The organism is Aeromonas sp. 600479, assembly GCF_049175515.1.
Taxonomy (GTDB): Bacteria; Pseudomonadota; Gammaproteobacteria; order Enterobacterales; family Aeromonadaceae; genus Aeromonas; species Aeromonas veronii_A.
On sequence record NZ_JAAKVF010000028.1, the window covers coordinates 24,577 to 36,815 of the forward strand.

The 12,239-nt window shown below is 59.8% G+C and carries 4 protein-coding genes, 1 tRNA gene and 2 riboswitches; all 5 genes read left to right on the forward strand.

The window, feature by feature from the left end:
• Positions 1-119: 119 nt before the first annotated feature.
• Positions 120-207, forward strand: a riboswitch (cyclic di-GMP riboswitch).
• 98 nt (positions 208-305) lie between these two features.
• The 5 genes from G5149_RS20485 to G5149_RS20505 all read left to right on the forward strand — a co-directional run bounded on the left by G5149_RS20485 (position 306) and on the right by G5149_RS20505 (position 12,239).
• The gene (locus G5149_RS20485) at positions 306-2,903 is read left to right on the forward strand and encodes a glycosyl hydrolase family 18 protein (RefSeq protein WP_421213544.1); all 2,598 of its coding nucleotides are present in this window, start codon (positions 306-308) and stop codon (positions 2,901-2,903) included.
• A gap of 620 nt (positions 2,904-3,523) precedes the next feature.
• Positions 3,524-3,611: riboswitch (cyclic di-GMP riboswitch) on the forward strand.
• A gap of 99 nt (positions 3,612-3,710) precedes the next feature.
• Positions 3,711-6,323, forward strand: a complete 2,613-nt coding sequence (locus tag G5149_RS20490) for a glycosyl hydrolase family 18 protein (RefSeq protein ID WP_421213546.1) — start codon at positions 3,711-3,713, stop codon at positions 6,321-6,323.
• Between the two features lie 73 nt (positions 6,324-6,396).
• Positions 6,397-9,378, forward strand: a complete 2,982-nt coding sequence (locus G5149_RS20495; protein ID WP_337073523.1) for a M66 family metalloprotease — start codon at positions 6,397-6,399, stop codon at positions 9,376-9,378.
• Positions 9,379-9,457: 79 nt separating this feature from the next.
• Positions 9,458-11,374, forward strand: a complete 1,917-nt coding sequence (locus G5149_RS20500; protein WP_421213548.1) for a glycoside hydrolase family 19 protein — start codon at positions 9,458-9,460, stop codon at positions 11,372-11,374.
• A gap of 789 nt (positions 11,375-12,163) precedes the next feature.
• A tRNA-Ala gene (locus G5149_RS20505) sits at positions 12,164-12,239 on the forward strand.

Here is a 12,239-nt window from a genome sequence, read left to right on the forward strand (position 1 = left end):
CGCATGATGCAGCGACCAAGCGGCAGGTATGGCTAGCAGGGGAGGATAATAGTCTTGTTTGCGTAGTTATATAAATTGCCATAGAGTTAATTTGCGATTAGTTATCGCCGAAAATAAAGTTGTGACAAGGGCAAACCGATTGAAAAGTCGGGACGCAAAGCCTCCGGTCTAAAGGCGCTGTTGATCTGGGATAGCGGGGCCACCACAGTGTTATGTTGACTGCCTTTGCCAAGGGGTAGTCGTGTTTGTGCTGTCTGTCGTGTTGTGTCGCCCTTTCGTTTGTCCATAACGTAAAGGAAAACAATATGCTAAGTCCAAAACCCACATTGCTGGCCATGATGGTCGGCTCCCTGCTTGCCTCATCCGGCGTTTATGCGGCCGCTCCGAGCAAACCCACCATCGGCTGGGGTCCCACCAAATTTGCCATTGTGGAAGTCGATCAGGCGGCAACCTCTTACAACAATCTGGTCAAGGTGAAGGATGCCGCCGATGTGGAGGTGAACTGGAACCTCTGGAGCGGCGATCTGGGCCAGAGTGCCAAGGTATTGCTCAATGGTCAGGAGGTGTGGTCCGGCCCCTCCACCGCAGCGGGCAGCGCCAAATTCAAGGTGAAGAAAGGGGGGCGCTACCAGATGCAGGTGGCGCTGTGCAACGCCGATGGCTGTACCCTCTCTGATGCCAAGGAGATCGTGGTCGCCGATACCGATGGCAGCCATCTGGCGCCACTCAAGGCTCCGCTGCAGGAGAACAACAAGCCCTACGCCAACAAGTCCGGCAAGGTTGTAGGGACTTACTATGTGGAGTGGGGAGTCTATGGCCGCAAGTTCACAGTGGACAAGATCCCGGCCCAGAACCTGACCCATATCCTCTATGGTTTCACCCCCATCTGCGGTGGGGATGGCCTCAACGACAGCCTCAAGGAGATCGAAGGGAGCTTCCAGGCACTGCAACGGGCGTGTGCCGGCCGGGCCGACTTCAAGGTGGCGATGCACGATCCTTGGGCCGCCATCCAGATGCCGCAAGGCAACCTCACCGCCCATGATGAGCCCTACAAGGGCAACTTTGGCGCCCTGATGGCGCTCAAGCAGGCCTATCCGAATCTCAAGATCCTCCCCTCGGTCGGTGGCTGGACCCTCTCCGATCCCTTCTACTTCCTCGGTGACAAAACCAAGCGCGATGTGTTTGTCGGCTCGGTGAAAGAGTTCCTGCAGACCTGGAAGTTCTTCGACGGTGTGGATATCGACTGGGAGTACCCGGGCGGACAGGGTGCCAACCCGAAACTGGGCAGCCCGAGTGATGGTGCCACCTACGTGGCCCTGATGAAGGAGCTGCGGGCCATGCTCGACGAGCTGGAGGCCGAGACTGGTCGCCAGTATGAGCTAACTTCCGCCATTGGAGCGGGGGGCGACAAGATCCAGGATGTGGACTACAAGGCGGCCCAGCCCTACATGGACCACATTTTCATGATGACCTACGACTACAACGGCGCATGGAGCAACACCGAGCTGGGTCACCAGACCAACCTCTATGCAGCGAGCTGGGACCCCGATACCAAGTACACCACCGACAAGGCGGTCAATCAGCTGCTGGCGCAGGGGGTTGACCCCGGCAAGCTGGTGGTCGGTGCCGCCATGTATGGCCGTGGCTGGACTGGCGTGAGCGGCTATCAGGGCAACAACCCCTTCACCGGCAAGGCGACCGGCAAGGTGAAAGGCACCTGGGAGGACGGGGTGGTGGATTACCGCGACATCGTCAACAACCGGATGGGGGCTGGCTGGGAGAAGGGCTACGACGAGGTGGCCGAGGCGCCCTATCTGTTCAAGGCGGCGACCGGCGATCTCATCACCTATGACAACGAGCGCTCGGTCAAGGCCAAGGGGCAGTATGTGCTGGCCAACAAGCTCGGTGGCCTCTTCTCCTGGGAGATCGATGCCGACAACGGCGACATCCTCAACGCCATGCATGAAGGGCTGGGCCATGGCGAGGGGACGACTCCACCTATCAACAAGCCGCCGCTGGCCAACGCGGGCAGTGACCTCAAGGTGACCGGCCCGACCGAGGTGACGCTGGATGGTTCAGCCTCCCACGATCCGGAAAACAGCGCCCTCACCTATAGCTGGAAGCAGATCTCCGGGCCGCAGGCTGCCCTGCTCGATGCCACTCAGGCCAAGGCCCGTGTTGTACTCGATGCCGTGTCCGCCGACATCAATCTGGTGTTCGAGCTGACGGTGACCGATGATCAGCAGTTGAGTGCCAAGGATCAGGTGGTGGTGACCAACAAGGCGCCGCAGGCCAATCTGGCGCCTGTGGTGAGTCTACCTGCCACGGCCTCTGTGGAGGCGGGCAAGCAGGTGACCATCAAGGCGACCGCCTCCGATCCGAACGGTGATCCACTCACTTATCAGTGGAGTGTGCCGGCAGGCATCACCGCAACGGGTCAGAGCAGCGCCACCCTGGTGGTGACTGGCCCGAGCGTCACCAGCGACACCGGCTATGACCTGAGCGTCACCGTCTCCGACGGCGGACTGGATGCCAGTGCGGCAACCCGTCTGACGGTCAAGCCGGCCAGCAGCAGCGGTGGTTGCACGGCGACCGATCCGGATGCGGTCAATTGGCCAGTCTGGAAAGCGGCAAGCACCTATAACAGCGGCGACAAGGTGAGCCATAACCAACTGGTGTGGCAGGCCAAGTACTGGACCCAGGGCAACGAGCCTAGCCGCACCGCGGATCAGTGGTTGCTGGTGAGCAAGGTGCAACTGGGTTGGGATACCAATGTGGCCTACAACGGTGGCGAGCTCACCACCCATAACGGTCGTCAGTGGAAGGCGCAGTACTGGACCAAGGGCAATGAGCCCGGCAAACACGACGTCTGGCAGGATGTGGGAGCCGCCAGTTGTAAATAAGCATTGAATGGTGGCGGGGCATGCCAGTCATGCCCCGTTTTTTCTCCCCGCTTCGCCACATTCTGGCGGGTCTGCCAACCGGTTTCCCCACCCAGATTCTCTTTTGTGCCTGCAAAGCAGCCCTTCCGAGCTAGTGATTAATGCTCTCCCCGATAGCTGGCATCTGTGCCGCACGTTGCCCTTTGCCAGCCATTGAGGCTGTTAATAAGCCAGACCATTCCGGCCAGTGGCAAGGCATAAATCGTCAAACGAACAAATTTGTCGTATCTGGATAACCGGGTGCGTGAGGGCAATTCGCTGGGCATGAAGACACCTGCTGGCCATGCAAAGCGGCGATTATAAATTCATTAGTTGCGATACAGATGGGTCTTTTGTCGCATATTGTTCTTACTCATTGATTTTTCTCAATTTGGTGTGATGCAGATCAAAAAAATGGTGTGAGGTATCTGGTTGGAGGTGATGAGATTAGGTCTGCATATCCGGCTGTTTTTTAAACATTAATTTCTTGAAAGTGGGTAATTGTCGGGGTTGGTAACTGGTGGGCTGGCAATGGTCCGATTTGCTTACTTATCAGAATTACCCTACAGTCAATCGGCGATTATTTATCGCCAGAAATAACGTTGTGACAAGGGCAAACCGATTGAAAAGTCGGGACGCAAAGCTTCCGGTCTAAGGGTCAAGACGACCTAGGATAGCGGGGCCACCACAGTAGTATGCAGGCTGCCTTTGCCAAGGGGTGGCCGTTTTTGTGTCACCTGTCGTGTTGCGTTGCCCTTTCGTTTTTCCAATAACGAAAAGGAAAGCAATATGCTAAGTCCAAAACCTTCACTGCTGGCTATGATGGTCGGCACCCTGCTCGCCTCCTCCGCCGCTTATGCGGCAGCTCCCGGCAAACCCGCCATCGGTTGGGGCCCCACCAAGTTTGCCATCGTCGAAGTCAACCAGTCCGCGACCGCTTATAACGAGCTGGTCAAGGTGAAGGATGGCGCCGATGTGACCGTCACCTGGAATCTCTGGAACGGCGATATCGGCCAGAGTGCCAAGGTGCTTCTGGATGGCAAGGAAGTCTGGTCCGGTCCCTCTTCCGCCGCGGGTACCGCCACCTTCAAGGTGCACAAGGGGGGCCGCTATCAGATGCAGGTCGCGCTGTGCAACGGCGATGGCTGCACCCTGTCTGATGCCAAGGAGATCGTGGTCGCCGATACTGATGGCAGCCACCTCGCACCGCTCAAGCCAGCCCTGCAGGAGCACAACAAGCCTTACGTCAACAAATCCGGCAAGGTGGTCGGCACCTACTATGTGGAGTGGGGGGTCTATGATCGCAACTTCACCGTGGACAAGCTGCCAGCCCAGAACCTGACCCATATCCTCTATGGCTTCACCCCGATCTGTGGCGGTGATGGCCTCAACGACAGCCTCAAAGAGATTGCCGGCAGCTTCCAGGCGCTGCAACGTGCCTGTGCCGGGCGCAAGGATTTCCAGGTCGCCATTCACGATCCCTGGGCTGCGCTGCAAAAAGGGCAGGGGTCACTGGTCGCCTGGGATGAGCCCTACAAGGGCAACTTCGGCAATCTGATGGCTCTCAAGCAGGCTTATCCGGACCTGAAGATCCTCCCCTCCGTCGGTGGCTGGACCCTTTCCGACCCCTTCTTCTTCATGCATGACAAGGCCAAGCGTGACGTGTTCGTCGCCTCGGTCAAGGAGTTCCTGCAGACCTGGAAGTTCTTCGACGGTGTCGATATCGACTATGAGTTCCCGGGCGGCGACGGTGCCAACCCCAATCTGGGGGACAAGACCAAAGATGGTGAAACCTATGTGCTGATCATGAAGGATCTGCGCGCCATGCTCGACGAGCTGGAGGCCGAGACCGGTCGCACCTATCAGCTCACCTCCGCCATCGGTGCCGGTTACGACAAGATTGAGGATGTGGATTACAAGGCTGCCCAGCAGTACATGGACCACCTCTTCGTGATGAGTTACGACTACAACGGTGCCTGGAGCAATACCTCCCTGGGTCATCAGGCCAACCTCTATCAGGCTACCAACGGCTCGGCCAACAAGCGCTACAACACTGATGCAGCGGTGCAGCAACTGCTAGCGCAGGGGGTCGACTCCGGGAAGCTGGTGATCGGTGCCGCCGCCTACGGTCGCGGCTGGAAAGGGGTGAGCGGCTATCAGGGCAACGATCCTTTCACCGGCACCGCCACCGGAAAGATCAAGGGCACCTGGGAAGATGGCGTGCTGGATTATCGCCACATCGTTAACAGCCATATGGGCGCAGGCTGGGAGTACAACTACGACGAGACTGCCGAAGCGGCGACCCTGTTCAAGCCCTCCACCGGCGAGCTGATCACCTATGACGACGAGCGCTCGGTCAAGGCGAAAGGCCAATACGTGCTGGCCAACAAGCTGGGCGGGCTCTTCTCCTGGGAGATCGATGCCGACAATGGCGACATCCTCAACGCCATGCATGAAGGTCTCGGTCACGGCGAAGGGGTCACTCCGCCAGCCAACAAGCCGCCGGTTGCCAATGCGGGCAGCGATCTGAGTGTCACCGGCCCGACCGAGGTGACGTTGAACGGCTCCGCGTCTCACGACCCGGAAAATGGCACCCTCACCTATAGCTGGAAGCAGGTCTCCGGCCCGCAGGCCGCTCTACTTGATGCCACTCAGGCCAAGGCCCGGGTTGTACTCGATGCAGTGTCCGCCGACATCAATCTGGTGTTCGAGCTGACGGTGACCGATGACCATCAACTGACCGCCAGGGATCAGGTGGTGGTGACCAACAAGGCGCCGCAGCCCAACCTGCCTCCGGTGGTGACTTTGCCTGCCAGCGTCAAGGTGGAAGAGGGCAAGCAGGTGACCATCACTGCCAAGGCATCCGACCCCAACGACGACGAGCTGATCTATCAATGGCAAGTGCCTGCCGGTATCACGGCGACCGGCCAGAACAGCGCCACCCTGGTGGTCACCGGCCCGGCGGTGGATGTTGAAACCGGTTATGACCTCTCTGTGACCGTCTCCGATGGCGCACTCGATGCCAACGCGGCCACCCGTCTCACCGTCACGCTAGTCAACGAAGGCGGTGAGGGGGGCTCTTGCAACACCACCGACCCGGAAGCGGCCAACGTTCCCGCATGGCAGGCCAGCAAGGTCTACAACGGCGGTGACAAGGTGAGCCACAACCAGCTGGTATGGCAGGCCAAGTACTGGACTCAGGGTAATGAGCCGAGCCGCGCCGCCGATCAGTGGGCGCTGGTGAGTCAGGTTGATCTGGGTTGGAACGCTGCCGTTGCCTACAACGGCGGGGATCTCACCAACCACAACGGCCGTCAGTGGAAGGCCAAGTGGTGGACTCAGGGCAATGAGCCGGGCAAGCACGATGTCTGGCTGGATATCGGGGCAGCAAGCTGTAACTGAGGCCTCCTCACCGATGACGGGGCATGGCGACATGCCCCTCATTCCCGGTAGCAATATGAACGAGAACCCGACAATGACCACAAATGTGACCCGAATCGCTGCCCTCATCATGGCAACCCTAGCGGCTGGCCCCCTGTCTGCCACCACCTCGCCCCTGATATTCAATGACACGACCCCGCAAAGCGATCTGGCGGGTAGCCTGGGTGCCAGCGTGCAGTTTGCCCAGAGCCAGATCCTGCCTTCCCATCCCAAGGAGGGGGATCGCCAACCCATCCTGACCAGCCTGCGCAAGAGCCTGCTGCTGGTGCAACCGCTCCAGGCCAACGGGGTGACCCCCATGACGGTGGAGGTCCGTGACGGCAGCGGCAAGCTGCTTGGCACCCTGACCTTGTCACCGCCATCGGCGCTGCCCGAGACGGTCTACCATCTCGCGGGGGTTCCCGAAGGCGGAGTGAGCTTCGTCCCGGAGAGCGGCAGCACTGCCATCATCAGCAGCAGTGCTGATTTGGCCAAACTGAGCGACAAGAGCGGCGCCTTCCTCAAGGAGCGGCTGACTGGGCGTGCGCTGGTGGAGATCCAGACCGCCGACGGCCGCTGGGTTCGGGATATCTACCTGCCCGTGAGCCCGGAGCTGGAGGGCAAGATGGTGCGGATCCGCTCCAGCGCTGGTTATAACTCGACTGCTTTCTATGGCGAGCGACAGGTGACCGTCTCCCGTGGCCAGACCCTGCAGTTCAAGTTTGCCAAGGGGCAGTGGTTCCGTGAGGGGGAGCTGGAGAACAACCGCATCACCTATGCCCCGGATACCTGGAGTGGCGAGCTGCCCGCAGAGTGGATCCTGCCCGGACTGAACCTCTCCGTTCGTCAGGGCAATCTCAGTGGTGAACTGCGTGACATCAAGGTCGGCGCCCCCGGCGAGCTGCTGTTGCACACCATTGACATCGGCATGCTCACCACACCACGGGAGCGCTTTGCCTTTGCCAATGACAAGGAGGCCCATCGCGAATACTTCCAGACCATTCCGGCCAGCCGGATGATTGTCAGTCAGTATGCACCGCTCTCCCTGCCTGAGGTGATGCTGCCCAACGGCACATTGCTGACCGACTTTGACCCGAGCGAGGGGGGTTGGCATGGCGGCACCATGCGCCAGCGCATCGGCAAGGAGCTTATCTCCCACGGTATCGACAATGCCAACTACGGCATCAACAGCAGTGCCGGTGAAGGGGAGGGGAGCCATCCCTTTGTGGTGGCCCAGCTGACGGCGCACAACAGCCGCGGCAAATATGCCAATGGGGTTCAGGTGCACGGTGGGTCAGGTGGCGGTGGCATCGTCACACTGGATGATTCGCTGGGCAACGAGTTCAGCCACGAAGTGGGCCATAACTTCGGCCTTGGCCACTATGTGGATGGCTTCCGTGGCTCGGTTCATCGCAGTGCCGATCAGCTCAACTCCAGCTGGGGCTGGGACAGTGACAAACACCGTTTCATCCCCAACTTCTCGCCGACCCGCACCAATGAGGATGCCTGTCTGGATGGCCAGTGCCAGCCACCGTTCGATGGCCGCAAGTTTGGCTACGATGCGATGGCGGGCGGCAGCCCCCTCTCTGGCGCCAACCGTTTCACCCTCTATACCCCCAATTCGGCCGCCATCATCCAGCGCTTCCTGGAGAGCAAGGCGGTGTTCGATGCCAACTCGGCCACCGGCTTTAGCAAGTGGAACAGTGCGACGGCCAGGATGGAGCCCTATCAGCACACAATCGAGGGGATCGAGAAGGTCGATGCCCCCATGGATGCCCTGAGCGAGGCCGGACTGAGTGCCCTGCTGGCGGATTACGGCTTGGTCAGGGTCGCCATGTGGGACGGTCGCTGGACTCGTGATATCCGGGTGCCGATTGCCTCTGCGGACAACCGTGGGCGCAGTCTGACCATCGATCACGGGGCCGGTTACAACAGTCGCCTCTTTATTAACGGCAAGGAAATTGTGGTGAACCGGGGCTTCAAGAAGAGCTTCACCTCGGATGGCCAGAGCTGGGTGGAGGTCTCCCCCATCGATACCAAGGTTGCGCGCAAGCCCGAGCAGTTCGGCGTGCCGGTGACCACCCTGGTAGGCTATTACGATCCGCAAGGAGCCCTGCGCAGCTACATCTATCCGGCTCTGCACGGCGCTTACGGCTTCACCTATCCGGATGACAGCAACACCCTGTCCGGCAATGACTGCCAGTTGCAGGTGGAGACCCGCGATGGTCTGCAGCGCTTCAGGCTGGCCAATCACAGAGCATCCAGCAGTGTCATGAACAAGTTCCACATCAACCTGCCCACCGCCAGCGAGCCCGGTCGCGCCACTATCCAGTGCCGTGGCCAGACACTGGTACAGCAGAGCTTGTTGCCACCGCAGCAGACACTCTCCTTTACCGTCAACGGGCGGCCGCTGGAGCAGGGCGTGGTTGAGAACCAGCCTCCGGTAGTGACCGTACCGGCGCAGCTTGGCAGCGTCGGCGGTGAGTGGCTGACCATCACTGCCGAGGCGAGCGATCCCGAGGGCGATGCGCTCAGCTACCGCTGGCACTTCCCGACGGGCTGGCAGGTAGAAGGCGAGACCAGTGCCAGCCTGCGTCTGCTACCGCCGGCTGTCACCACTAGTGAGCAGCATGAGCTGAGTGTGAGCGTCTCGGACGGGGTACATCAGAGCGAAGGGCGCGTCGTGCTGACGCTGGCGCCCGTGGTCGACGGCTCTTGCAACACCACAGATCCGGAAGCGGCCAACGTTCCCGCATGGCAGGCCAGCAAGGTCTACAACGGCGGTGACAAGGTGAGCCACAACCAGCTGGTATGGCGTGCCAAGTATTGGACTCAGGGCAATGAACCGGGCCGCGCCGCCGATCAGTGGGCGCTGGCGAGTCAGGTTGAGCTGGGCTGGAGCGCGACCGTTGCCTACAACGGCGGGGAGCTGACCAACCACAACGGCCGTCAGTGGAAGGCCAAGTGGTGGACTCAAGGCAACGAGCCGGGCAAGCACGATGTCTGGCTGGATGTCGGGGCGGCAAGCTGCCCTTAGGTTGAGTCCATGATGAAGATGGCGGAGCCTGTTCAGGCGGGTTCTGCCTTTTGCCACAAAACCATAGAGAGCAACAATAATGAAAAAAAACCGCATCACCCTTCTGCTTGCCAGCATGATGCTGAGCGGCCACCTGTGGGCGGCCGAGGCATACGACATCAACAAATCCTATCCGGGCGGCAGCCAGGTCAATTACAACGGCCAGGTTTTTGAGGCCAAGTGGTGGGTCAACCCGGGGCAGACTCCGGGCATGGCGGCCGCCAATGAGTGGGATACCCCGTGGAAGCTTGTTGGCGAAGGGGAAGTGACCCCGCCGGATACCGGCGGCGATGACAAGCCCAATCCGCCGACGCCAACCCCGCCGGATGGCAGCACCACCCCCGTCTATATGAGCCAGGCCGAGCTGGATGCCAAAGAGAAGGCGCTGACCGACTTCCCGGCGATGGAAGCGGTCAAGGCTTCCATCGCTACCCGTGACAATCTGGTGGTCGAGGCGGTGCAGCCGGGCCGTGCCGACAACCCGGGCAACGTCAAGCGGGTCGAAAGCCTGCTGAGCGAGGGTCAGTTCAACTACCTCTTCCCGCTGCGCGCCCCCGAGTACACCTATCGCGGCCTGTTGCAGGCGGCGGCCAAGTTCCCAGCCCTGTGCAGCGACTACAGTGATGGCCGCGATGCCGATGCTATCTGCCGCAAGACGTTGGCAACCATGTTCGCCCACTTCGCCCAGGAGACAGGCGGCCATGAAAACTGGCGCCCGGAGGCCGAGTGGCGTCAGGCGCTGGTCTATGTACGCGAGATGGGATGGAATGAGACCATGCGCGGCGGTTACAACGCCGAGTGCCGTTCCGATGTGTGGCAGGGTCAGCAGTGGCCGTGCGGTACGTTCGACAATGGCGAGTTCAAGAGCTACTTTGGTCGCGGCGCCAAACAGCTCTCCTACAACTACAACTACGGCCCCTTCTCCGAGGCGATGTTCGGCACGGTGCGCACCCTGCTCGACCGCCCCGATCTGGTGGCCGACACCTGGCTGAACCTCGCCAGTGCGGTGTTCTTCTATACCTATCCGCAGCCGCCCAAGCCCTCCATGCTCCATGTCATCGATGGCACCTGGCAGCCGAATGACCATGACAAGCAGAACGGTCTGGTGCCGGGCTTCGGGGTCACTACCCAGATCATCAACGGTGGGGTGGAGTGCGGCGGTCCGGTCGAGCACGCCCAGTCCCAGAATCGCATCAACTACTACCGCGAGTTTGCCAACTACCTCGGAGTGGCGGTGCCATCCGACGAAGTGCTGGGTTGCAAGAATATGAAGGTGTTTGACGACAAGGGCGCCGGTGCCTTGCCCATCTATTGGGAGCAGGACTGGAGCTATGTGGCAGAGAACCCCAACGGCGGCAAGAGCTATGCGTGCAAGCTGGTGGGCTACCAGACCCGCTTCAGCGCCTTCAAGGCAGGGGATTACAGCCGCTGCGTTCAGCACTTCTATCCGGAGGTGGTGATCGAGGATAACGGCGGTGGCACCAACCTGCCACCGGTGGCCAATATCACCGGCCCGGCGCAGGCCGAAGGTGGCAGCAAGGTAACGCTCTCTGGTCAGCACTCCAGCGATCCGGAAGGCAAGCCGCTCTCCTATGCCTGGACTATTCCGGCTGGTGCTTCAGCCCCGGCACTGGATCAGGTGACGCTGGAGTTGACTCTGCCCAAGCCGGCCAGCGATACCAAGCTGGAGCTCAAACTGACGGTCACAGATGAAGGTAATCTGAGCCGCAGCACCACCCATAGCCTGCTGGTGAAAGGAGAGGAGGGGGGCGTAACGCCGCCTGACTATCCGGCCTATAAAGAGGGGACTCCCTACAAGGCAGGCGAGCGGGTCAGCAATGGCGGTGCCAGCTACGAGTGCAAACCGCACCCCTATACTGGCTGGTGTGCCGGTGCCGCCTGGGCCTATGAGCCGGGCAAGGGTACGGCCTGGGCCGATGCCTGGATCAAGCTCTGAGCCGTTTCAGGGTTACAAGGCTTGCCGACAAGCCAGCGCACTATCTGGTGCAATGACAATCCGGAGCAATAAAAGATGGGGCCTGCGGGCCCCATTCTTGTTTGGTGGAGTTCAGGTTTGGCCGTGGAACATCTGGCCCGGACAGGACAGCGCCTCGAGAGGGCTGTGTGATGATGTGTGTTGTTTTTTTATTACATTTTTCGTGAAAGGCTTTCAGCAATTATTTGCCGTAGCGGAAGTAGTATTCACGGGTGGAGGGGGCATAGGCATCTTTCTCTACAACGCCGTTCTTGGTGGTTGCACCGCGCAGGTGGAACAGGACTGCCAGATTCTCAAACATGGTTTACCTCATCGCTCTGTCATTTATGGTTATGGTGTGTGACCTGGGTCACGGTTTGATCCTATGGTCATTTGTGAGCCAGATCAACTTTCTGTGTTGTAAATTTACAAAAATCATGGAAAGGGTTTTCAAATGCAATGCCCTTTATGGAAAGGCTTTCCCGAGGTGACGGGGGAGAAGCTGATTACCAGCCAGCATAGAGAGGTCTGAGAGCGGGAGCGTTGCACGGGGAAAGAGGCTTGCTGCACGGCCTCTCCTTTATAGGTGCTTGAGCCGATTTGTGACATAAAACAGAGAGATAGCACGCGTCTTGCTGGTAAAAACAGCGAACTGCTGCAATTTTGACTAAACGAATCAGTCGTGGTTATTTTAGGGTTGACAGCAAAGCGGGTGATGCCTATCATGCGCCTCCGTTGCCGGAGATAACTTCGTCAGCGCCGAGGTGAGTTGGGGTTATAGCTCAGCTGGGAGAGCGCTTGCATGGCATGCAAGAGGTCCGCGGTTCGATCCCGCGTAGCTCCACCA